Raw genomic sequence first — 25,776 nt, forward strand, 5'->3', positions numbered from 1 at the left:
GCTTAGTGATACTCCGACATTGAAGGCGGGCGAGCAGTAACATCACTACCCCAAGCTTTATTAGGCTTGTCGCTCATAACATACTTTAACTCACCACCAGCCATGATATCGTCATGAGTCAGATAGTTACGCTTCAGCGGCTTACCATTTAAACTAACAGACTGAATATATTTGTGTGTTTTGCTCAAACCTTTCGCCGTGGTTGTAAACGTTTTACCGTTGGCAAGTTTAAGCGTTACTTTAGGCGTTTGAGGCGCACCAATTGCATAAGCTAAATCACCTGGCGCAACAGGATAAAAGCCCATTGCAGAGAAAATATACCATGCTGACATCTGACCTACGTCATCGTTACCTGCCAAACCATCTGGTTTATCAGAGCTCAATGTATCCATGATCTGGCGAATACGCTCTTGTGTACGCCAAGGCTTACCTGCATAGTTGTATAGATATGCAATATGGTGGCTTGGTTCATTACCATGTGCATAGTTGCCGATAAGACCTGCTATATCTTCATGCTCTTTAATCATGTCAGCAGACAAGTGTGTATCAAATAGATCATCAAGGCGCTGCTCAAAGGCATCGTCGCCACCCATTAAGTCAATCAGACCTGCGACATCATGTGGCACATAGAAGCTGTATTGCATTGAGTTACCTTCTGTGAATGCACCCATGTACTTTGCTTCATACGCATTGAAATCTGGGTTCCAGTTACCTTTCGTATCACGACCACGCATAAACTTGGTTTGTGGGTCGAATACATTTCGATAGCTCATTGCACGTGCATAGTAATCTTTAGCCAGTTCTGTTTTACCCATAGCTTCAAACATGCGTGCAATTGCAAAGTCATCGTAGGCATATTCTAATGTGATTGACACAGACTCTGGCAGCACGTCCATAGGGACATAGCCATACTTTTTGTACTCAGGGATAGCATCATATACTTTATTGTTGGCCGTATTGGTAATCGCTTCAACTGCTAGATCAATGTCATAATCTCGAATGCCTTTTAGGTAAGCGTCTGCAATAACCGATACCGCGTGGTAGCCAATCATAGTCCAAGTTTCATGAGCGTGGAAAGACCAAATTGGCAGCATTTTTTCATAGCTTTGCTGGTAGTGAACTAACATAGACTGGATCATGCCCGATACACGATCTGGGTCAATATATGTTAATAGCGGGTGTAGCGCTCTGTACGTGTCCCATAAAGAGAATAAGGTGTAATGTTCAAACCCTTTACCATCATGGATTTCACCATCAACACCACGATACTGGCCATTGACATCTTGATAGATGCTCGGTGCTTGAAGTGCATGATAAAGTGCTGTGTAAAATTGACGCTTTTCAGAAACCGTACCCTCTACGTCAACCTTGTCTAAATAATTTGCCCAAAGTTGTTTTGAGTCTGCACGTACTTTGTCAAAGTCCCAATGTGGGATCTCTGCATTTAAATTTTCAAGGGCATTTGAACGACTCACAGCAGAAAGACCGACCTTAACGTAAAGAGGTTTATCTTTTAAGCCATTGAATGATGCGACAAATTTAACTGCTTTACCCGCGGTCATTTTAACCGCTTTATTTTCAATTGTTGAATGTTTTTGCTTTGTATTTAGACAATTCATGCATCTGTAGCGCATGTTGTCCTGATTGATAAATTGGTAGTCATCAATTGGCTGAGAGAACTGAATAGCAAAATACATTTGTCTATTTCTAGCCCAACCGTTGGTAGCACGATATGCAACTAGGGTTCTATCATCGACCTTGCGGATATCACTCCAAATCACTTTATTTTCAAAGTTATAAATAGAGCTAGTTAAATCAAATAGAACATGACCACTATCATGACTATTAAAGCTGTATTTGTGCATGCCCACGCGTGCTGTTGCGGTGAGTTCAGCCGTCACATTGTAGTCTTGTAGTTCGACACCATAATAACCAGGCTCTGACCACTCTTTGTCATGAGAAAAGCGAGAGCGATAACCTGTGTCAGGTTTTTCCGCTGTACCGGCTTCAAGTTTGACATCGCCTGTAATTGGCATGACCAAAAGATCACCTAAGTCAGAGTGTCCGGTACCTGAGAAGTGTGTATGGGAGAATCCAACAATGGTGTGATCATCATAATGATAACCTGCACAACGTTTGTATATTTCTGGTTGTGGTGAAACGCCGCGCATTGGGTTATCGGTATCAGGGCTTAATTGCACCATACCAAATGGAACCACTGCGCCAGGGAAAGTATGACCATCTCCCCCGGTACCAATAAATGTATCAACCCACTGCGTGTTTGACCCGCTAGCGACGCTTACCGACGATACAGTGGTAAGCGATAGCATAGCTGCTGCCCAAATAGAGCGATGCATGTGCCTCTCCTTTATTCAAAATTATGATTGGATCGTTCCAACTGAGTTTAATATACAACGTCTATGAATACGTATTCAATAGTTATGAGATAGAAATTTATAAATTTAAGATGAAAAAGGCAAGTGAACACTTGCCTAATTGAAAGGAGTACTTGAGCGTTAGGCTATTTTATCGTGCCATTGTTTAGACAACTTAACGACATTAAGTCCGTACCATGCAATAAACACATAGCACACCAGTGGCACAATAAAGCTAATTTGAATATGCATGCTATCCGCCACAACCCCTTGTAATAGAGGAATAATTGCACCGCCAACGATAGCCAAACACAACCAGCCAGAGCCCTTGCTGGTCAACGAACCTAGACCTTCAATTGCGATTGTAAAGATAGTTGGGAACATAATGGAGTTAAACAAACCAATAGCTAATACAGCAACCATTGCGACATTCCCTTCAGTGGACATTGTTACTACTAGCAACAACATCACAAAGACAGAATTAAACACCAGTGCCTTAGATGGCGCTACATACTTAAGTGCTTGCGAACCGATAAATCGGCCTACCATGGCTCCACCCCAATAATACCCTAGTAGCTTGGCTGCTGTTGGCGCATCCAAGCCACCAATATGTTCTTCTGCAAAGTAATTTACAATAAAACTGCCAATAGACACTTCCGCGCCTACATAACAAAAGATTGCGACAACTCCCATCATCAAATGCGGGGCTTCTTTGAGGTTTTTATCTTTAACTTTGCAATCTACCGTTTCAACATGTGCTTCAATTGTAGGTAGCTTTAAAAATGCGAATACCACAGCAATAGCAACCAAAACCCCCGCAATAACGAGATAGGGCACTTTTACCGAATCCGCACTTGCAGCTTCGACAGCCATTGCTCCACCTGCGCCAAATAACAACATACCACCTGCGATTGGGCCTAGAGTTGTACCAAGAGAGTTTAGTGCTTGGGCTAAGTTTAAACGGCTTGAGGCTGTTTTTGAGGTTCCCAGTGCTGCAACATACGGGTTGGCAGATACTTGTAAAATCACAATACCTGAAGCCATTACAAACAAAGCCGTTAGGAAGATCCAGTACTGATGAACGATCACTGCGGGGTAAAACAATAGGCAACCACACGCGGCGACAATCAACCCAATAATAATACCTTTTTGATATCCAAAACGTTTTACTAAAGAGCCTGCAGGAAGGGAAACGACAAAATAGGCAATGAAAAAACAAAACTGAATTAACATTGCTTCGGTGTAGTTTAAGTCAAAGACACTTTTTAATCTCGGAATTAATACATCGTTAAATACGGTTATAAAACCCCATAAGAAAAACAGGGTTGTCATTGCAGCTAACGGAAAAAAAAAGTTTTTTTCGTTGTTATGGGTGCCAGCAGCAATGGTTTGATTCATGTTGATTTCACTCACTCGGATTACTCCATGTTAAAGGATGTAATGATTCTACACATTGTTACAAGAAAATCACAAATGTTTTATTGGATCGTTCCATTATTTTTTTGAAGATGCTAGAGTAAACGCATAAATGAAAAACAACGGTTGATGCACTTCCCTGAATTAACAAAGCTAAAAGAACAACGTTTTGATTCAAAAAGACGCTAAGCTTGTTATGCATTTACCGCTACGCGATTAGAAAGTGGAGCACGAATTTATGTCGCTAGATTTTAAGAGTAGAGAGTTTTTAAAGCAACATATTGATAAAACGATGGATTTTTATCACCCCAAATGCGTAGACAGCCAAGGTGGGTTTTATCAATTCTTTAAAGATAGTGGTGAAGTTTATGACCAGACAACTCGACACCTAGTTTCAAGTACACGTTTTGTTTTCAATTATGCAATGGCATATATCCATACAGATAAAACAGAATATTTAGATCTAGCACGTCATGGGCTTGATTACCTTGAAAAGGTACACAAACAAGAAAACGGTGGTTATGCCTGGCTGATTGAAAACGGTGTGGCCACTGACCTTACCAACCACTGCTATGGGCTTGCTTTTGTACTTTTAGCCAACGCAATTGCGCTCAAAGCGGGCATAAACTCAGCTACTGACACCATAGAGCGTGTATGGTCACTGCTAGAAGACAAATATTACGATACACAGTTCGAGCTATATTTGGACGAGTTTGATGCAAGCTTTGAACAAGCAGATAAATATCGTGGCCAAAATGCCAACATGCATATGTGTGAAGCGCTATTAATGTGCTTTGAAGCGACCAACGACAACAAGTTTTTAGAAAGAGCCTATACGCTCGCTCACAATATGACTGTTCGCCAAGCAAAACTGGCTGACGGACTGATTTGGGAGCACTACAACACAAATTGGGAAATTGATTGGGATTATAATAAAGACAACCCGAAACATTTGTTCAGACCGTGGGGTTTTCAGCCAGGTCATCAAACTGAATGGACCAAGCTGTTGTTAATTCTCAACAGACACAAGCCTGAATCTTGGATGGTAGAAAAAGCCAAGTTTTTATTCGACCAAGCACTAGATAACGCGTGGGATGAAGAAAATGGCGGAATTTGCTACGGATTCGCGCCGGATAAATCTATCTGCGACGGCGACAAGTACTTTTGGGTTCAAGCAGAAAGCTTTGCGGCTGCTGCGCTTCTCGCAATTGAAACCAATGACGAAAAGTATTGGCAGTGGTACGACAAAATTTGGCAATACAGCTGGCAACACATGGTTGATCATAAATATGGTGCGTGGTACCGAATACTAACACAAGACAATCGTTCATATAGCGATGAAAAAAGCCCCGCAGGTAAAACCGATTACCATACCATGGGCGCATGTTACGAAGTACTTAGAGCTTACAACATAAGTGAGAAAAGCCAATGAGTGTAGTTTGTTTTGGCGAAGCATTAATTGACTTCTTATCCGATGGCGGCACGCCTGAGTCATTTACAAAATATGCTGGCGGAGCCCCCGCTAACGTCTCTGTTGCAGTGGCGAAACAAGGTGTGGACAGCGCATTTTGTGGCATGTTAGGAGACGACATGTTCGGCCATTTTCTCAAAGAAGAGTTATCTCACCAACAGGTAAACACGCAGTATGTTAAGTTCACGAAAGAAGCAAAAACGGCCCTAGCGTTTGTATCATTGGATGCTGATGGTGAGCGAAGCTTTAGCTTCTATAGGCCACCTGCTGCTGACTTATTGTTTCGTGCAGAACACTTCGAATCTGAGATGTTCGAGCAGGGAAAAATACTGCATGTTTGCTCAAACAGTTTGACCGAAAAGAATATTTATCTAAGTACGGTCACCGCGATGGAACAAGCTAAAAACCATAGTCTGATCAAAAGCTTTGACATGAATTTACGAGAAAATTTATGGCCATCCATGAATCATTGTTTGGATAGAGTTTGGCACATCATGACTCAGGCAGATATTGTTAAGCTTTCTAAAGAAGAACTGGAGTTTTTAAACACCCATGCGCACCCTTCACAAGATGAGCAAACAACGATTGAAGCCATTCTCAATAGTCGCGTAAAACTGTTACTCATTACAGATGGGCCGAATGATATCCGCTATTTTAGCAACCAATTTTCTGGTTACATTACTCCTCCAAAAGTCAACGCCGTTGATACAACTGCTGGAGGAGATGCTTTTGTCGGCGGTTTGCTTGCAGAGTTGTCCAGAAAGCTAGAGTCAACTACGTTCAACGAAATAGCCAATAATGAGGCACACGTTTTAGATTTAGTTAATTTCTCGGCTAAATGCGGCGCATATGCCGTGACTCGATATGGCGCGTTTGCTTCATTGCCAACAAAGCACGATATAGGCTAGAACATTTTCCTAAGTGTGAGACAGGCTCAAGGAAGAGCCTATTTAGACTTTAAAGGTGTGCTAGATATTCACTGTAAAACCAAAATACAACTGGGCTGCAAATCACCCACCCCACCAAAAAAGGTTTGAAAAACCCGATCCGTTTAGCATTGAGCTCCTCAACAATAGACTGAAACTCAGATGGCTTGTAAGGAAACACTTTTCGATACATTTTAAAGATTGCGAGCCCTATTAAAAACGGTACTATTATTAAAGCAAAAAACACTAATACAGCGTACCAAGTTTCATCTGACACTCGTTCCATAATACTCCCGTAGCGGTTTAACATTGAATAAGACAAGCTATTTCAGTCAATGTCAGAATAGAGACAGATAGCTATAATTACAACAAGATTTGAATACCCATGATAAACAAATACCTACCATTGCCTATGTGCATCTTACTCGCAAGCTGCACCACACCAAACAATGTCAACCGTCTAGCACCATCTCAAGAGATAAAATATAAGTCTACTGAAGGATATACACATCAATTTGCTAACAGCTATAACATGCCAAAGGCCTACCCCCATACCTGCGAAGAAGATTGTTACCCTAAAAGCCCGTATATTGAATGTCAAAACGACATGGAAACATGTCAATACATCGGAAAAAATCCCGCTTTATCTATCGATGAAGAGCGCACTTTTGACGTAAAATGGTTAGGACATGCCAGCTTTTCAGTAACAACCCCCACTGGGGAAACCATTTTGATTGATCCTGTAACAGGACAATTCGATTGGCCAGTAGATTGGGCATTTGTTCACCTTGCGGGTGGGTTTTATCGCAATGAACCAACCGCTTACCAAAAACAAACTTTAAATGATGCCAAAGCGGTCGTGTATTCACATATTCACTACGATCATTTTAGTAAATCTGATATTGAAAAAATCGGTAATCAACCTACCTACCTTACTCCGTTAAACTTTGCTGATTATTTTCCAACTGGCGGGTACAATATTGTTGAAATGCCTTGGTATACTCAATATGGCGTAGGAAAGACTGACGTTCATTTTGTTCCAGCACACCATTTCAGCAATCGTTTGGTTGTGCCCATGATAACCAATGATGACGATGAAACCTTGTGGGGGGGATGGGTATTTAAAAGCGCGGACAGACAACTGTTTTTCGCTGGTGATACAGGGTACTCAGGACACTTCAAAGACATTCATGCACAGTACGGCGATATGGACGTATGCCTCATTCCAATTGCATCATACCATCATGAAACACACGGCAAATGGTATCGTAATGTTCATTTAACACCCGAAGATGCGCTTTTAGCAGCTAAAGAGCTCAATTGTGGCGTTATGATCCCATGGGGTCACGGCAACATGAGCTGGAAAATGGGTGATCATACTTCTCACTCTGCGCTATTTAGGCTACTTCATATGAAAAACCAGCTAAAAAGTACAACACCACTGTATATTTTAAATGAGGGCGAGCAGGTTAAGTTATAGTTGTGTATCGTAATGCTTGCGAGTATTCATGATTCGCTATCAATAGCAGTCCGGTTGAGATTTAGTGGCTCATATTTGAAAGGATAGATGTGTGCTTGCTGATAAATAGAATTTAAATGTAAAAGGCACTGTGACAGTGCCTTTTACACGTTTATATAGATTATTCAATTAGAAGGCTTAAATTTCCCACTTTTTAAGCGCATCACCAATAATTTCTTTGCGCCACCCTTGGAAAAGATCGGGTTTAATCATCACTTGGCGCTGTGTGTCGGTAAGCTTCCAATTCCAGCTTATGACCTGGTTAATTTGTTTTTTAGACGCGATCACATCAACTGGTAAATTGCGCTCTTTCGCAACTTGGCTGATGTCAGATTTAATCTCTTTCGCTGCCCTTTTATACTGCGCGAAATCAATTAAACGCTTAACTTTGGCCGGTAGTGCATCTTCTTCAACGGCCCTGCCCGCTTCAATACATGCTAATATTTCTTTGCCAGAACGGTTCACTTCCATCGCTTCAACTTCAGGAATATTACGCATACTTGCTAAAGAGGAGGGTCGCCTTTTAGCAATTTCAACCATATTGAGCTCTTTGAGTATAAAGTTTACCGAAATATTCTTTTTTTCAGCCTTATTCATACGCCATGCAGCCAGCTCTCTCAATACCGCCAGATCTCGACTCCGAAGTTGCCATACATTTTTGATGTTAAGATAAATGTATTCGTCAGGGGTTCTGAACGCGCGCTTCTTAGCAATAAGTTCGCTTTCTGAAATCACGATGTCAAACAGTTGCTTTTGTTCTATCTGCACAATGATTTTTTCAAAACAGGGTAATAAGTAAAATACATCAGCCGCAGCATATTCTAGTTGTTTATCCGACAAAGGACGTTTCAGCCAATCTGTGCGAGACATACTTTTATCTATTTCAATATCTAGCAATGATTTGACCATATTGGCAAAACCAACGCAGTTGCCTTCACCTAAAAGTTGCAAAGCAAATTGAGTATCAAAAAGGGGCGCTGGCACTATACCTGCAAAATTTTGAAATACTTCAATATCTTCCGAAGGAGAGTGGATCACTTTAATCACATCAGGTGACGTAAATAGTGCCCACAACGCTGAGAAGTCCATATCTACCAAGGGGTCTATTAACGCCAAATGCTTACCATCATAGACCTGCAATAAGGCATTTTCCGGGTAAAGCGTTCTTCTACGCATAAACTCGGTATCGATTGCCAAAACTTTACTATCCGAAATGAGGCTTACAAACTCATCTAACTCAGCTTGGTATTGAATAAACTGATACTGCACATTGACTCCTTCGCATTTAGCGAAAAAAAACCGGCTGCTGCCGGTTTTTTCTTATTTTAACGCCCTACGTAATATTTTTCCTACGTTTGTCTTTGGTAGTTCATCTCTGAACTCAACCATTTTAGGAACTTTGTAGTTTGTTAGGTTTTCACGACAATGCGCTATTATATCTTTTTCTGACAAAGATTGATCTTTTCTTACAACAAAAACTTTTACTTGTTCTCCACTTACCTCATGAGGTACGCCAATAGCGGCAACTTCAAGAACGCCATCATGGCTAGCAACGACTTCTTCAATTTCATTTGGGAATACATTGAAGCCAGAGACCAAGATCATGTCTTTTTTACGATCAACAATATAAAAGAACCCTTCATCATCATAGGTCGCTATGTCTCCAGTAGCGAACCAGCCGTCTTGCAAACAATCGGCTGTGGCATCAGGTCTGTTGTAATAACCAGCCATGACTTGCGGGCCTTTAACTAGCAATTCACCTGGCTCACCTTTTGGTGCTTCCTCACCATTTTCAAGCACAACTTTTAAATCCGTGCTAGGTGCAGGTAGACCAATCGAACCATTGTACCCTTCTAGGTCTAGCGGGCAAATTGTGACAAGCGGCGCACATTCAGTTAGGCCGTAACCCTCAAGCAATCGAGAGTTGGTCACAGACTGCCACTTTTCAGCTACAGGCCTTTGCACCGCCATACCACCACCTAAAGACACTTTTAGGTTTGAAAAGTCTAGTTGTGCAAAGCCTTCAGTGTTGAGTAGTCCATTAAATAAGGTGTTTACACCCGTAATGACCGTAAACGGATACTTAGCCAAATCTTTAACAAACCCTGCCATATCTCGAGGGTTTGTGATTAGAATATTATGACCGCCGTATTTCATAAATGTCAGGCAATTCGCAGTGAGCGCAAAGATGTGATAAAGCGGTAAAGCTGTAATAACGACTTCTTTGCCCTTATCTAGGACTTTGTCCAAACAGCCCGACACCTGCTCTAAGTTCGCAACCATATTGCCATGGGTCAGCATTGCACCTTTCGATACACCAGTAGTTCCACCAGTGTATTGTAAAAAAGCCAAATCAGTTTGGCTAACGTCTGGCTTTTTGTAGCTATTGGGATCTGCGTTCATTACCTGAGCAAACGGAATAGCCGAAGGTAAATTATAAGCGGGTACCATCTTTTTAACTTTCTTGACGACAAAATTCACTAAGTGCTTTTTAACACCACCAAGCAAATCTCCTATCTGCGTCATCACTATGTGTTTCACAGGTGTCGAAGGCAAAGCCTTTTCTAGAGTACTAGCGAAGTTAGCTAGAATAAAAATCGCTTTTGCTTCTGAATCATTCAGCTGGTGCTCCAACTCACGAACCGTATACAGAGGGTTCACATTTACAACCGTGCAGCCCGCTCTGAGCACACCTAAAATGGTGATCGGCGTTTGAAGTAAATTCGGCATCATAACCGCTACTTTATCGCCTTTTCCAAGTTTTAGCGTATTCTGAATATAACTTGCAACTGCTTTAGTCGCATTGTCTATTTCTTTATATGTCAGTGTTTTGCCCATATTTGAATAAGCGGGTAACTGAGCATAGTTGGTAAAACATTCGTCTATTAGTTCTAGCAGCGAGTTGTAGTGCTCTGGATCAATCGTTGCCGGCATGCCTTCTGGATAGCGTTTTAGCCAGATTTTTTCCACTCTTAGCTCCTGTATTCTCGTTCTTTTTTTACACTTACCTTAAAGCAAATAAGGCACTTAAACAATTGAGTAATTACTCTAACTAAGGGATATTCCCATATTTAAAGCAAACTTACAATCAACTAGGCACTTGCTTTTTCAATATGAGAGACGATCTCTTTCAATATTTCTTTTGGGTATTGCATATGACAGTGATGCCCTCCTTGAACTTCAGAAACACTAAGCATATCAAAACATGGAAGAAATTGTTTCATGTTATCACGCATTTGAGCATATCCTTCATTTGGTAAGATAAGCATAGTGTCTACTGTAATTTTATCTAATAAACTCATCGCTTGTTCTTGACCTAACCTAATCGTAGAGGGCAATTTCAATTTAGGATCAGAGCTTAACGTGTATCTGCCCTGCTCGCTGATGATTGTACGCGCCATTAATATTTCTGCGATGTCATCACTAAACTTGCCGACCGTGGCCCTTGTTCTAACCATTGATTGTCTATCATCAAACCAACGCTTTGGCTGCGCAGCAAGTTTTTTTCTCTCTTCAAAAGCTTTAATCAAGTTTGATTTCACATGCTCAGGGCTTTGATATACGAGTCCTATGCCATCAATTAAGCTCAATGACTGCACCATATTTGGGAAAGTGCTAGCCAGCAAATTTGAAATAAACGCCCCCATTGAATGACCGACAAAGTGTGCCTGCGGCAAGTTTATTGCGTCCATAAATCGCATCACATCGTATATATAGTCAATAAAATAGTATTGTGCATCCGCTGACTTCCACTTTGAACGACCATGGCCTGGCAAGTCGACCAGATACCAAGTATGCGTTGCTAAGTGTTGTTCCGTTAAGAGCTCTGCCATAGGCTTAAAACTATTACTGTTGTCCAGCCAACCATGCAAACACACCACCTTATTGGGACCATGGCCAACTTGCTGCCATGCAAAACCTTCGCAAAAATAGTCTTTCATCTCATTTTTTTTATTAATCGACATTTATTGATATTCTTCACAATCACATTTAGTTAAGATCATACGCGATAAAACTTAAGCGTTTAAGGTAATAATTATATCAATTATTACAAAACTCGTTTAAACCAAACACGGGAAATCAAAGGAAAAACTATGTCACGCAAAATTTCGGCAGTTGCAGCGGCTATCTCTCTCTTGGCTAGTAGTCAAATTTACGCTGCACCAAAAAATATCATATATATGATAGGTGACGGTATGGGTCCGGCATACACAACTGCGTATAGATACTACAAAGACGATAAAACAACAAAAACTGTAGAACCAACTGTGTTTGACTCGATTTTGGTTGGCATGGCACATACTTATCCAGACGACAACACGGTTGTTACGGATAGTGCAGCAGGAGCAACGGCGCTAAGTACAGCTATTAAAAGCTATAATGGTGCAATCGCGGTCGACACAAAAAAGAAGCCGTTAAAGACCATGTTACAAATGGCAAAAGAAAACGGAAAAACCACAGCGCTAGTCGCTACCTCACAGATAAACCACGCAACCCCAGCTAGCTTTGCAGCACACAATGAGTCTCGTCGTAATTATGATGAGATTGCAGACGACTATATTGATGTAAAGGTTGCAGGTAAGCTGCCTGTTGACCTTATGCTCGGGGGGGGTACCAAGTATTTTATTCGCGAAGACCGTAATATTGTTTCTGAATTTAAACAGGCTGGCTATCAGTATATTGATGATTTAAATCAGTTAAATACTATTGAATCAATTCCTGCTATTGGACTTTTTGCTGAAAAAGGCATGCCTTACGCAATCGATGAAAGCCCATTGCGCCTAACGGATATGACAAAAAAAGCACTTTCTTTGTTGAACAAAGATAAAAATGATAAGGGCTTTTTTGTCATGATCGAAGGAAGTCAAATCGACTGGTGTGGTCATGCTAATGACATTGCGTGTGCCATGAAAGAAATGGAAGACTTCGCACAATCGATTGAGTTGGCCAAAGCGTATGTTGACAATAACCCGGACACGCTACTCGTAATAACAGCTGACCACTCAACAGGAGGTTTAACTCTTGGAGCTGACGGCGATTATAAATGGGAAAGAGATGTCGTAGCGAATGTGAAAAATTCAGTAAAAACAATTACCAAAAAGCTAAAAGATAGCAAAAATATTGAACGTGATTGGGTGGCACTGACTGGACTAGAATACTCTGAAGAAATAGCGAAAAAGCTCAATGAGGCAAAATCTAGCGGCGACAGAGCGATTTTTGACGTCATCAATGGATTCATCAATAAAGCAAGCTATACAGGGTGGACTACCGGTGGCCACACAGCAATTGATGTACAAGTATTTGCCCACGGTAAAGGTCGTGAACACTTTATTGGCTCACAAAATAATACCCAAATTGCTAAAAAACTAATTTCTTTTATCGAGTAATTAGTTTTTTAGTATGAAAGTTTGGCGGTATGAAGGCCGCCAAACTTGATCATAAACGCGATTTTTAGCTGCTTTTTATTCAAAAGATAAAGTACATAACCAACAGAGCTATTAAACTGATATTTTTCATGCCCTTCCAGTGACCGCTAGATCTTGTTGAGAAACTCGTCGTATGCAGCACGTACCTGCTTATTGTCGAACATTTTGTAGTGACCAGCCTCTTCAGATATCACTATCTGTTTATCTATACTTTGGCTTGCGTCGTATAATCTGTGTGACAAAGATACTGGTGTTTGCTTGTCTTTTCCTCCACCTATCACCAGAAGTGGACCCTGATAATAATCGCTGAGAACTTGCGCATTATTGACTGAAAAAAACACGTCATCGACCTGCACATCAACTAACATTTTTTTGTACCAAGGAATGGCTTCGTCTATCCAATCGGCAACGTTTGTCGCCGATCCTTGCATCACTAGGCCATCAATTGGTTTGCTCTTGGCAACCTGTGCCGCAACAAAACTACCAAGAGAAAAACCGTGAACAATTAACTTTTCAGCACCCAGTTCACTTTTACTAAACTCATAACTTAATTGCGCATCACTGATCAAGGTTGAAATCGTGGCAGTTCCATTGCTAGCGCCTAGGCCCCTGCGGTCAAATACGACAATATCATAATCGTACTTAACAATATCGATAAGTTCAGAACTCACTGATTTTTCGACGCTCATGCCATTGCCGGGAATATATAAAATGGTGTCTTTCGTATTTGCGTGGTCAAAGTGCAGACCGTGCAATACGACAGCCTCTCCATTAACTTGAATTGAAATGGGTTTTATTTCATGGTGGGGCGTCCTAGCATTCAGATTTTCAACAAAGTCATTAGTATAAACAGTCACTGACTCATCTTGGCTAATAAAGTTTGATTCCTTAATAGACACCGAGCACCCCGTAAGCGCCGTTACAAGCCCCAAGGCTAACATCGTTTTTTTCATCATCCTGTCCTTATTATTCTTTGGCGATGGAGCGAATAATTTAGCAGAAATAAGTAAGCTGTTGTCAGCCCCAACTTGTAACTAAAAATAACTGACTCATACAAATTCCTGAACTAGAAGTAGTGGTTATACTCAATGCCTAATGAGTGATACCTCTTTTCAGAGTTTTTCGAAAACCTCGAGATAGCAGATACACTTTTATCGGTGCTTGGAAACCAACTTAATATCGTTTCTATTTCAAACATAGATCGAGATTTAGACCATTTCCCTGTTCCCCACCTTAATTCACTAGTAAGTTTTGAATCATTTATTAAATTCAAAACTACACCTGATTTTATCTGAGTAAACCACTCTTGATTTTTTATATTAGAAGTTAATCCACCGACAACGTGTAAGTAGCCAAGTATATCACGGTGAAGCTTTTTGCTTTTTCCTAGCCCGAACGACAACTCAGCGAGCGACTTAAATTTCAATTCGTCAGTATAAGATGGTCGTAATCCAAAATAAAATTCACTAGACCAACTAGGGTTGAATTGAGAAGTTGGTGTCAAATTCTTAACACTGTATATTGTGGCTTCTTGAATATCTATATCATTGGAGTCTATAGATAAACTGCCTGATACCTTACCCAATACTAATTCTGATTCGTACAGGTACTGCCTATTATCCCCGTACAAATAGTGTCCAGAAGACAAGAAGTTGAAACCTAAAACGCGGTCAGATTTACTTTTAAAAACGCTAAATCCAATTGCAGAATCTTGAGGCGTATTTGCTGGATGTTTATAATCCGATAGGTCGATATTAAAATTTCGCATACCACCATTTTCTGTATAGCTGTCAGGAATAGCTAAAGACAAATATTGTTGAGACAGTGACGTCAAACTATTTAAGTCACTTGTTTCTTGATCATTTAACCATGGTTTTATTGAATCAAGTTCATCTTTACTAAGCGCACCTTCAATGGAATTAAGAAGCCATTTTGGTGACGCCATGACTTCTGTCTGTTCCACTAAGTCATGTTTTATAACGGCCTTGACCACATCTACAGGGCTAACAAACAACTTTTGTTCTTCCATCACCTTAGGCTCAAGTATAGAAATCAGTTCGAGTGTTAAAGTTGCACAATTATATGACTGGAAATAGTAAGTTAATTTGGCGCCCTTAAGCTCCCATAAATGCAGTTGCAGCAAACGTTTATGAAAGTCGGAGCCTCTTAAACGGAATTGCCACAAGTTGCGCTTTTCTTTCTCTAAATATTGCTCTATATCTTTTGAAAACGGCCTAACAGTAAAAAAGCCCGACATTCCGGTGATTAAACTTTCTGATATTAACTTAGCTGGATTTAGCGTCGTAATTTCGGTGAAATAAGCTAATGAGTGGCTAACTTTTGTATTGCGAAAGTTCTTCCCATCTGCTTTTAGAAAGATGTGCCCCATCATGCTAGTCGCAGAAGAGAAGATCTCTGATGCAAATACTAACTCTAACTGTTCAAAAGGGACATGTTGAATATATTTCTCTAGTTCAGGGCATGCTGGTAGTGATGCATCTAGTTTCGGAATATCTAGCTGCAAAACATGCTTTAAAAAAACCGTTCTTGCAGGGAATCTGCAATAAGCGCTATCGACATCTGACTCAATAAGCTTCAATGTCATTTTAAGCTCATGTGATGCAGAAAAGTTGCTGACAGAAAGTAAAAAAGTAGGGTCTCCAAGCTGAGGTTCGCCAGATGAACTGTGAATTAAACTTTGCCAAACAGGTAGTGAAGAGACTCTATCGTGGAGAGGTGTAGCCAGAACGATGTGACTACATAAAAAAATAAGAGCCACTATCAGGTGGCTCAATAATTTTAAAATCATATGCTTGCAGGTTAGTTACACTTGATTTCAACTGAATCGTCATAATCCCACATTTTACCTGTGACACTATCAGTTGTTGAACCCAACAAACCACCAATTATGATATTTCCGAAGAATACAGGCGTCACAGACTTTTTAACTTCTGTTTGCTGCTCGCATGAACTATCTGTCGTGTTAATTACCTTAGATTTACCATCTCTTAGTACAACAACTGTTCCTGGAGTCGTAACCTTATTTCCCTCAACCGTTACTTCAACAGCTTTGTGGTTAGACGTTGTGATGTCAATTGTTTGCTCTTCATGAGTCATAATGCTTGCACAACCAGAAAGTGTAGCAATAGACAATGCTGCTAAGGTTAGAGTTACTTTTTTCATAAAAATTTAAGTCCAAATCGTTAATGCTTTAAATCGCTGGCTATTCTAACTAAAAACATCAACTGTTCAACAAAAATCTTCACTATATTAACATTTTAATATTAATCCATCACAAAAACATCCCCATCTGTTTATTTTACGCTCTACCTCGTAAGACGTATTGAGCATAAAGTAGCTTATCTAGCCATGTAATTTGATAATGTAAACTTATCTATTAGCATTTTTTTAAATTTAACTTATTAATGCTTTAGAAAACCAATCAGATACCTTTAAATTTATTAATTACATTTCAGATTATATAACATTCATTTTAATGCATTAGTTCGAAAAAATTGAAACTAATTAATATCGAGAGTTAACGACGGCTTCTTAATTGTATGTTAAGTTGGAGACACTTAACTTATGTGAGAGAGCATGAGCCATTAAATCAATTACCCCTCTATCGGACTGCATATTCAATCCCGTAAACATTTTTCATGGACCAGCCCTACAGATACTTTCTGAATTAAATAGCCTACCTCTCGACTTCATCTTAAGATAAGCCTTTAATCGTTCTTGTGTTTGTAGCCTATCAAGAACTTGTTTAATAAATAGTTGAAATACTGGCCTTTTGAGTGTTAAGAACAAAAAAGCTACGCAAGCCAAGCTCCTGTTACAAAGGAAATTAAGAACTTATTAACTTCACTCGATTATTGACACAAAGTGGTAATATCTCTATTTGGCTCAGCATCAAACCATAGAGCAATGTTAAGTCACAGAAAGCGCGGCAGGCGTGGTAGTTCAATTCAATATTCTGACTTAGCAATTGAAACTTCCGAAACACTTCGCTCTGTTTCTATTCTGCCACTTCGAGCACTTGAAGGTTTCGTTGGTTCTGTCCTCAATTTAATGAATACTCCTATATACTAGTTCGAATATTGCTGCTTATGTAAGCAAAAAAATGGAGCTTGGTATCCAATATTGGACCAAGTGAAAATTCATGAATTTGTTAATATCATTGTCGGTATTGCCAGTCTCAAAGTTTATGGCAATGGTGAGTGACATACGCAAAAACATAAAACCAATGAGCGCCTGACTCGGCGTTAGCTACATTCGACCTGATAAGCAACTAGCAGGATATTAACTATCAACGGTTAAGGTTTATGGTGGCAAATTACTAGGTAACCTAATATTGCACAAATAGTAAATGACGGGGCTTATTCTGCAATTACAGATAAGCACGGCTCGCCCTATTGGTAGACGTCCAATATTAGGAAAGAGGCCACCCGAAAAACTGCGCAACAATATTAATGGCATCAACTTAGTTTAAGACTTAAACGATTTATCTACCATATTTTGGCTTATGAAATATCTACATAATACTAGGTTTTTCAACTTGTTAGAATTTTAAACCTCGCTATGCGACTTAAATTACCTAGGCCAGTGTTCGAAAGCGAAAATGCGGCTCACCCGGTTTTAGCCTAATGAGAATATTCAAAGGTAAGTCATATGCTCAACCTCCAATTCGAAATATTTTGAACGGGTATTATTCATGCCCAAAGTTGTGCCCCCTTCTATCACTCCGTTCATGTTTCATTAACTCAGAGTCTTTAATGTAAATTGTTTTCCTACTTGATGCGCACTACTGACTTACAGATACATCGACAAAAAATTGGCGAACACGCTAACATGAAACACCGAAACACCAAGCAACAAATAAGCAACAAAAAAACAACGATGGTTTTTCTCGGCGTTTGAAATTTCTAAATTACTTTCGGTTGATAAAGCTAAACGCAAAAAATATGAAATTTATAGCTCATAAAATCAGACAGTTAAAATGAAAAGATATTAAATTCCAATCAACACCCGCGATCAGGAATAAAATAAATTGATTTTATCCCGTTTCTGCCCTGCCCGCCTTTACCAAAGCACTACAAACATTAAAAAATAAGAAGACAAATCATCAATATCGAAAAAATAAGAATAAACCACTTTTAATAAAAATGGATAATTTATCTACTTAATAAGAAAAATACGGATGCTTAATAATTAACAAAAGGAAAATTCAAGAAAATTACCCTCTATTGACTCAAACTAGAATTATTTACTACCTTGTTATTGCGCTGATGCGCCACATTAAAAATATCAATAAACAGGAAACTAAAATGAAAACTACATTAAAAGCTCTTACGCTAATTACAGGTACTTTATTTGCGGGTTCAGCTTTCTCTGCACAAGTTGTATGTGATGTATACCCTAAAGGTGGTAACAGTCATTCATGGGGTAATGGAACTCAAAACTGTACGGCCTTTGACTACTCTTTCGGCAGTTCAACTTCAGGCCGTTTTTACCTAAAGGATGTGTCAAAGGAAATTTCAGAGGTTCGTTGGGAAGGTATTGCAAGATGTAATGGTGGTACTAGCTGTAGTGTCACAGTAAGAGCTTATTCAAGCAGCAATACAGCATCTGCACTTATCCTTTATAAAGATGGTACATGGGAAAGAACGAATACAGCCAGAGCATCTTACGAAACAGGTCACTAAAATTTAGGCCTATTGAGTGACAGCAGCGTCCAACCTAGATTTAACGGACGCTGCCTACTCGTTACTCATAAAAAACACCGAAGCTACCGATTTTTTTGATATTTTGAAAAATACAACGCAAGTTTAAAATATAGCGCTAATCTGGATCACAGTTTCCGCGTGCCCCTCAGTGCACCAAATAGACAAATACTCCCGCTATTGCTATAGATATTTTGCCCCTCTAGGTGACCTCTATTCCATTGTGTTTGTTCTAACACATCCACTATTGAGCATATGTGCAAACTACTACGCCGAATTCTTCACGGAAAAATCACCCCAACCAAGCCATTAACCCAGTTTTAACAACCGAAATTGTAATTTTAGCTCATTATTAAAATTTTTCATGTTAATAAAAAGTGCATATTTAACAACGGCTTTTAGGTTGAATTTTGGCCATTCAAGGTGCGTCTAGTCGAAGTTTAATATGTTTCATAGTTGCGGTTAGACCGTTCCAAGTGTAAGGTTGTTTAAAAAACACACAATATGTAACTGATATGTTTAACTGACGTCAATTTTATGAAATTGAAAGAGTAGTTAAACCACTTTTATGCTCTGTTTTTTAGTGCTGATGTTTAAGTGAGTTATCAGTTCAAAACAACCGTAACTAAAGACAACAAGGAACAAACATGAGTATCAAGCGATTTAAACTTTCTACAGTAGCAACCATCATGGTATCGGCAATGAGTTTTCCAACTCTGGCGGACGCCCCAGTACTTCAAGAGCAACAACTAAAGCAGCTAAGCGCTCTTAAATTAGAGGAAAAATCACCAACCAACAATCGCTACATTATTAAATTTAAAAGCGAAAAAACAGCCGAAAAAAGAGTTTTCAACGACTTTATTGCCATGAACTTCCTGTTTACAGCAGGTGCTGAGCCACTATTCTCGCTCAATGGTCAACAAGCTATGGTTGCCGAGTTAGATGAGTATAGCCTAGAAACATTACGAGGCTTGTCTTCTATCGAGTCGATAGAGATTGACCCGAAACGTTTTTTGTTCGATGCCACTAAATCTGATGGCGTAATTAGCCCTTACGCACAAAGTACGCCATACGGTATCAATATGGTGCAAGGACACTTGCTGTCTCAAAATAATACCTCAGCAAGAAAAGTTTGTGTTATTGACACAGGCTACAATCTAGGACACCCAGATTTACCTTATGGTAACGTCACAGGTATCGCGAACAATAACGCCGTTGGTAGGTGGAATAATGATGGAAATGGTCACGGAACACACGTTGCAGGTACCATTGCAGCCGAAAACAACAGCCAAGGTGTGGTTGGTGTTTATCCTGGTGTAGACCTTCATATCGTCAAAATTTTTAACGATAATGGCCAGTGGACACATGCGTCGAACCTCATTAACGCTATCCAACAATGTAAAGACGCAGGATCTCATGTTGTTAATATGAGCTTAGGCGGAGGTAACTATTCGAGCAGTGAAAACACTGCGATGCAAAACTTCGTTAATGGCGGCATGATGCTTGTGGCAGCAGCAGGCAACGACGGAAATAGCTCTAAGTCATACCCAGCATCTTACAATTCGGTGATTTCGGTAGCGTCTGTAACTTCAAGCGAATCTCGCTCATCTTTCTCTCAATATAATGATCAAGTCGAGGTTGCGGGGCCTGGATCGAATGTAAACTCAACTTATCCAACTAACACTTATAGAAGCCTAAGTGGTACATCGATGGCATCGCCTCATGTTGCAGGCGTAGCTGCACTCGTTTGGAGCCATCATACTCAATGTACAAACCAAGAGATCCGCGCAGCAATTAATGCGACAGCAAAAGACAAAGGTGCCGCTGGCCGTGACAATTACTATGGACACGGCATCGCCCAAGCGAAAAGTGCATCAGACTACCTTTCTGCAAATGGCTGTCAAGGTGGCGGAGATCCAGGCAATCCTGGCGGTGTTAAACCAGTAAATGGTTCTTTGCCAAACTTGCAAGGTAATCAAAATGGTTGGACCCACTACACATGGAATATTCCACAGGGAGTTAAAGAAATGAATTTGGCGATCACTGGGGGCACAGGTGATGCAGACCTTTACGTGAGATACAACGCTCAACCAGACGCCAACAACTATACTTGCCGCCCATGGAAAAATGGCAATGAAGAACAGTGCTCATTTACCAATCCAAATGCGGGTACATGGCACATCAGCCTATATGGTTACAATAATTTCAACGGTGTAACTTTGAACTACTCATATAAATAAACACACCTAAAGTGAGGCTAACCTCACTTTAATGCTGTAATAGAGTCGGAATTGAATACGCCGACTCTCTTCCACCCAGGTGAAATAAAATTGTGAAGATTAGATAAAATATAGCAACAATAAAACAACTAACAGAATCAGTATTTAAAAAGACTATTACAAACTATTCATAATAATAAAATATTTAAATATTACCTGGCTAAGGCGTTCAGAACCCACGAATTCACCACACACAATTCAACCCTACTGATAAAGACAGTAAATTCTTCGAAATAATTAAAATCTTTATTAATATAAACTTAGATATAACAATTGATAATACATGCTATATGTGCGCATATTTCGAACCAACTACTGAATACCTATACAGTCACTTTATTCTTTGAGTTAAAACCACCTCTATTTTGTATATTTTCTATTCCATTAGATAGCAAGATCTTTGATAAGTTAATAAACATTGCGCTATAATGGCCGCAACAATTGCAACAATTGCAAAAATCAAAAGGGTTCTTCTTAGTTACATGGCTAGCTCTAGGAGCTGTGGCTTAAGCAAACGAGAAGAATAAAACACATTGCTTTAAGTACACAGGATGAATGTCCTATGGATACTCTATTTTGTGCTTAACAACGTCAAAAACCTTTTTAACGATGATTTGGATAGACTAAAACGTGGTACTTCAACACACAATGCTGTTACAGACTCAAGAAACGACCTTGGTCGATAAACTTTTGAGTGACTCAACAATCCGCTTGGTAAACACTCCGATATTAAACCATCGTAATCAAAATACCCTTTGGCAATAGATTCAACTTCTAATTAGTAATTCCTATCGATTGAACTTTACAGCATCAACTCTCAAGGTTAGTCCTAGCTTAGAGTCTAACCATGTTTTGGTGTGAGAAATAAAGTCGTTCGCAGGAGAAGTTTGTTTAAGTCAAATATGTATTGAGCTGAGATTCAAATATTTGACCTTATTAATTTTTAAATACAAAACACACGGGAAACAACACAATGAAAAACGTTCGCTTAACTAAAGTGGCCGGCGCCTTAGCATTAGCTATTGGCGTATCAGCAAGCGCATTCGCTTCTGATACATCATCTGCTATGCGTGGTAAAATCACCACGCCTAACGGAGATGCGGCAGCTAATGTTAAAGTTACAGTTATTCACGAACCAACTGGCACTGTCAGCACATTTACTACCAATGAAGCAGGTGCTTTTATTGCTAAAGGCCTACGCGTAGGCGGACCTTACCGCGTAGTGCTGGACTCGGACAAATACCTAGACGCAGAGCTAGACAATATTTTCCTTCAATTAGGCGACACGCATAGAATCAGCAATCAACTAAAACCGCTACAAACAATTGAAAAAATTGAAGTAAGTGGTTATAAATTGGTGCAACAAGCTGGCGGTTCAAGCAGCGTATTTGGTGAAGATGCAATCAATAACGTTCCTAGCTTCAACAACGACATTAAAGATGTTGCACGCCTAAATCCAATGGCAAGCATTAACGGTAACGGCGAACTTACCATTGCAGGTAACAACCCTAGAACAAACAGTTTAACTGTAGACGGCATTGGTCAAAATGATGATTTTGGCTTGAACTTTGGTGGCTACCCTACTTCACAACCACCTGTTGCTCTAGATGCTGTTGAGCAAATCTCTGTAGATACATCTCCTTTTTCAGCGAAAAAAGGTAACTTTGGTGGCGGTACTATTAACGCTGTAACTAAGTCTGGTTCAAATGAATACACGTTTACTGGTTTTTATGAAACCAGTACGCCTAGCCTGACAGGTAAGCTAGACAATATCTCTGAAGCTAAATACAAAGAAGATGTAAAAGATGCGAATGGTGACACAATTCACCGCGCAGGCTCTAGCATTCTTGATGAGAATGGCCATAAAACGTTTGAGATCTCTAGTACAGATCCTATCGAAACAGAGTCTCGCATGGGCTTCAGTACTGGTGGCGCAATTGTCAAAGACGAGCTGTTCTATTTTGTGAACTACAACTCTTGGAAGCAAGAGATGGACATGGATTACGGCTTTGATGGTTCAGGTACTGCACATGAGTTCGATATCACAGAATCAGATTACAACACGTTTGTTAACACACTAAACAACACCTACGGTATTCAAGATGAACTAGGTGGCAACCCAGAAGATACAAGTGAAAGCTTACTAGTAAAACTGAGCTGGAATATTAACGACTTACACCGTGCCGATTTCACTTACCAATGGCAAGATGAAAAAGACGACAGAGGCTTTGCAACTGGCGGTAACTCACTAAGCTTGGCATCTAGCCGATATGAGTACACAACTAAGTTCGATAACTTCGCAACCAAGCTATACTCTGATTGGTCTGATGAGTTCTCAACAGAAATTGGCTTAGCGTACAAAAATGTTACCAACGACAGTATCACAAATTCTGATTTAGGCTCGATTGAAGTATTTATTGACGGTGGTAGAGGTGAATCTTTTGAGTTTGGTCGTGACAGATACCGCCATGCAAACAAAAGTGAAACAGAGACTTTCGCGCTGACGTTCGATGCTACGTACTTCATGGGCGATCATGAAATCAACTTTGGTGCGCAGCTAGAAAGTAAACGTCTATATAACGTATTCGGTGAAGGTTCAATGGGTACTTGGACATTTGGTAGCCTGGAAGACTTTGCAAATAAAAAGCTGCACGTTATTAAAGACAGAAGAACTGAAATTGAAGATTATCAGTTCTCATATACTAATGCGTACACTAATAACGTAAACGACCTTGCTTATGATGCAACGCGTGAACAGATCGCATTATATATTGAAGACAAGTTTTATTTAACTGATGACCTAGAGATCACAGCGGGTGTTCGTTATGAACGTTTGGCTTCAAGCGATGAGCCAAGGCTTAACGCAGCGTTCCAGAATACTTATGGTTACACAAACCAAGAAAATCTTGATGGCGCGGATATCATCCTGCCACGTATCGGCTTTAAGTATTATGCGACTGACGCATTAACTATCAACGGTGGTATTGGCCGCTTCCAAGGTGGTATTCCAAATGTTTGGTTTAACAACCCTTTCCAAAAAGACGGTTACACACAAGTAGCCGCGACGCAAGCTGCAATCAATGCACACTTTGCTGACGTTGAACAAGTAGACATTACAAAAGTACCTCAAGGGATCCAAGATTCTCTAAAACCAGGTACTGGCAGCACTGCATACACTGATCCAAACTTTGAACTGCCTTCAAGTATTCGTGCACAATTAGGCTTTGAATATGAGTTCGATTCAGAACTACTAGGTGATGGCTTCAAATGGTCTGCGGAAATTGCATACCAAAACAAACAAGACGAAGCGGTATGGCGCAACACATCTATCAAGCCACAGTTAGATGAGAGTGGAAACATTGTTCGCTCTGCGACAGGTCGTATAATCTACGATAGCATTTACTCAGGTGATCTACGTGATAACTACGACATCATGATGACCAATTCTGATCTTGAAGCCAAATCTATCATCATCTCAACAGCAATTGCGAAAGAGTTTGAAAACGGCCTATATGTCTCTGCAAGCTACACAAACCAAGACGTTGAAGACATCGTACCTGGCGGTGCATCGCAAGCAGATGGTAACTACAAGCATACAACTACACACAGTCGTAATGTTGACCTAGTTGGTCGTGGTCACTACGAGGTTGAGCATAGCTTCAAATTGAACCTACGCTACCAAACAGAGTTTATTGATGGCTATGCATCTAAGTTCAATGTTTTCTTCGAACGTCGTTCAGGCCGCCCATTCAGCTACACAATGGGTTCATACAATGACAGCGACTTTGGTGATACACGCGACTTTAACCGCACGTCAGCATACCTAGCTTACATTCCAACTGGTGCCAACGATCCAAAAGTAAATTGGGACGAATCTGGCCTCAGCTGGGAGCAGCTAGAGGCACTTCTTAACCGTGCAGGCATTTCTGAGCGCGGTCAGATCCTTGACAGAAATACGGGCACTCAACCTTGGGTTACAACTATGGATGTCAGCTTTAAACAAGAAATTCCAGGTTTCTATAAAGAGCACAAAGGCGAGATCTATTTCATGATCGAAAACTTTGCAAACTTACTTAATAGCGACTGGGGTATTGAGAAGAAGCTTAGTCACAGTGACCAAAAACTTTATGACTTTGGTGGTTTAGAAAATGGTCAGCTAGTGATCGATGAGCGTTACAAAGGCTCTGATGTTCGTAACTACTCTCAAATTGATAAAGGCTCGTCAGCATGGCAAGCTAAAGTTGGTATCCGCTATACATTTTAATAGCTGAAATTAACTAAATAACTTTATAATGGCCAACAATTGTTGGTCATTTTTATTTATAAGGTATATCAAATACTTTTATATTTCAATCTATAAACATTATCTTTAAAATCCATCAGTGAGAATGCGTTTACTTATTTATAAGTTAGAAATAAACTTCACCCATACAGAACTAAAATTCACAATATTTTCTCACTCATTGATTACTCCACACCTCTATCAATTCCACCTTTAAAAAAACAAAACCCCTAAAGATTAATAAAAAGCATCAAAATAAATTATAAGATGACAATCAAAAATCAAAATGCAGACCCAAAAAATTAATATATTAATAATTACATTATATTCACCCAAACACTATATTAATTGTAAAAATA

16 protein-coding genes are annotated in these 25,776 nt (G+C 39.9%); 7 read left to right on the forward strand and 9 right to left on the reverse strand.

What is annotated here, in order from left to right:
- Positions 1-2: 2 nt before the first annotated feature.
- Together MHN81_RS24110 and MHN81_RS24115 are read right to left on the reverse strand one after the other, a co-directional pair.
- The gene (locus tag MHN81_RS24110) at positions 3-2,330 is read right to left on the reverse strand and encodes a GH92 family glycosyl hydrolase (RefSeq protein ID WP_231105483.1); all 2,328 of its coding nucleotides are present in this window, start codon (positions 2,328-2,330) and stop codon (positions 3-5) included.
- 186 nt (positions 2,331-2,516) lie between these two features.
- Positions 2,517-3,773 (reverse strand): sugar MFS transporter, encoded by a 1,257-nt coding sequence (locus MHN81_RS24115; RefSeq protein WP_239426988.1) that lies wholly within the window; start codon positions 3,771-3,773, stop codon positions 2,517-2,519.
- A 256-nt stretch (positions 3,774-4,029) separates the two neighbouring features.
- On the opposite strand from MHN81_RS24115, the gene MHN81_RS24120 reads away from it, so the two are divergent.
- Both MHN81_RS24120 and MHN81_RS24125 read left to right on the forward strand, forming a co-directional pair.
- The gene (locus MHN81_RS24120; RefSeq protein ID WP_239426969.1) at positions 4,030-5,223 is read left to right on the forward strand and encodes an AGE family epimerase/isomerase; all 1,194 of its coding nucleotides are present in this window, start codon (positions 4,030-4,032) and stop codon (positions 5,221-5,223) included.
- Positions 5,220-6,170, forward strand: coding sequence for a carbohydrate kinase (locus tag MHN81_RS24125; RefSeq protein WP_023399101.1), 951 nt, complete (start codon positions 5,220-5,222; stop codon positions 6,168-6,170). The genes MHN81_RS24120 and MHN81_RS24125 overlap by 4 nt, the downstream gene beginning before the upstream one ends.
- Before the next feature lie 49 nt (positions 6,171-6,219).
- Here the strand turns inward: MHN81_RS24125 and MHN81_RS24130 are convergent, their stop codons facing one another.
- On the reverse strand, positions 6,220-6,474 hold the full coding sequence (locus MHN81_RS24130; RefSeq protein WP_023399100.1) for a hypothetical protein: 255 nt from the start codon (positions 6,472-6,474) through the stop codon (positions 6,220-6,222).
- Positions 6,475-6,573: 99 nt separating this feature from the next.
- Here MHN81_RS24130 and MHN81_RS24135 point away from each other — a divergent pair, with 99 nt between their 5' ends.
- A complete protein-coding gene (locus tag MHN81_RS24135; protein WP_239426970.1) occupies positions 6,574-7,668 on the forward strand; it encodes an MBL fold metallo-hydrolase in 1,095 nt (364 codons plus the stop codon).
- 177 nt (positions 7,669-7,845) lie between these two features.
- Here MHN81_RS24135 and rnd read toward each other — a convergent pair whose 3' ends face one another.
- From rnd to MHN81_RS24150, 3 genes are all read right to left on the reverse strand, one after another.
- Positions 7,846-8,976, reverse strand: a complete 1,131-nt coding sequence (gene rnd / locus MHN81_RS24140; RefSeq protein WP_023399098.1) for a ribonuclease D — start codon at positions 8,974-8,976, stop codon at positions 7,846-7,848.
- Between the two features lie 51 nt (positions 8,977-9,027).
- Positions 9,028-10,677: a long-chain-fatty-acid--CoA ligase FadD gene (gene fadD / locus MHN81_RS24145; RefSeq protein WP_023399097.1), complete on the reverse strand. Its 1,650-nt coding sequence runs from the start codon at positions 10,675-10,677 to the stop codon at positions 9,028-9,030.
- A gap of 122 nt (positions 10,678-10,799) precedes the next feature.
- Complete coding sequence (locus MHN81_RS24150; RefSeq protein WP_023399096.1) at positions 10,800-11,672, reverse strand: alpha/beta hydrolase; 873 nt, start codon at positions 11,670-11,672, stop codon at positions 10,800-10,802.
- Positions 11,673-11,801: 129 nt separating this feature from the next.
- On the opposite strand from MHN81_RS24150, the gene MHN81_RS24155 reads away from it, so the two are divergent.
- Positions 11,802-13,094, forward strand: coding sequence for an alkaline phosphatase (locus tag MHN81_RS24155; protein WP_239426971.1), 1,293 nt, complete (start codon positions 11,802-11,804; stop codon positions 13,092-13,094).
- 146 nt (positions 13,095-13,240) lie between these two features.
- On the opposite strand, the gene MHN81_RS24160 is transcribed toward MHN81_RS24155, so the two are convergent.
- The 3 genes from MHN81_RS24160 to MHN81_RS24170 all read right to left on the reverse strand — a co-directional run bounded on the left by MHN81_RS24160 (position 13,241) and on the right by MHN81_RS24170 (position 16,316).
- Positions 13,241-14,089 (reverse strand): alpha/beta fold hydrolase, encoded by an 849-nt coding sequence (locus MHN81_RS24160; RefSeq protein ID WP_239426972.1) that lies wholly within the window; start codon positions 14,087-14,089, stop codon positions 13,241-13,243.
- A 110-nt stretch (positions 14,090-14,199) separates the two neighbouring features.
- Positions 14,200-15,912: a DUF4105 domain-containing protein gene (locus MHN81_RS24165; protein ID WP_239426973.1), complete on the reverse strand. Its 1,713-nt coding sequence runs from the start codon at positions 15,910-15,912 to the stop codon at positions 14,200-14,202.
- A gap of 41 nt (positions 15,913-15,953) precedes the next feature.
- Positions 15,954-16,316, reverse strand: a complete 363-nt coding sequence (locus MHN81_RS24170) for an adenosine deaminase (RefSeq protein ID WP_239426974.1) — start codon at positions 16,314-16,316, stop codon at positions 15,954-15,956.
- Positions 16,317-18,460: 2,144 nt separating this feature from the next.
- Between MHN81_RS24170 and MHN81_RS24175 the strand changes: the two genes are divergently transcribed.
- From MHN81_RS24175 to MHN81_RS24185, 3 genes are all read left to right on the forward strand, one after another.
- Positions 18,461-18,838 carry a hypothetical protein gene (locus MHN81_RS24175; RefSeq protein WP_239426975.1) on the forward strand — a complete coding sequence of 126 codons (378 nt, stop codon included), beginning with the start codon at positions 18,461-18,463 and terminating at the stop codon, positions 18,836-18,838.
- A gap of 665 nt (positions 18,839-19,503) precedes the next feature.
- Positions 19,504-21,096, forward strand: coding sequence for a S8 family serine peptidase (locus tag MHN81_RS24180; RefSeq protein ID WP_023399091.1), 1,593 nt, complete (start codon positions 19,504-19,506; stop codon positions 21,094-21,096).
- 1,012 nt (positions 21,097-22,108) lie between these two features.
- On the forward strand, positions 22,109-25,399 hold the full coding sequence (locus MHN81_RS24185; RefSeq protein ID WP_239426977.1) for a TonB-dependent receptor: 3,291 nt from the start codon (positions 22,109-22,111) through the stop codon (positions 25,397-25,399).
- Positions 25,400-25,776 lie beyond the last annotated feature (377 nt).

It is taken from the genome of Pseudoalteromonas sp. Of7M-16, from assembly GCF_022347805.1.
Lineage (GTDB): Bacteria > Pseudomonadota > Gammaproteobacteria > Enterobacterales > Alteromonadaceae > Pseudoalteromonas > Pseudoalteromonas luteoviolacea_F.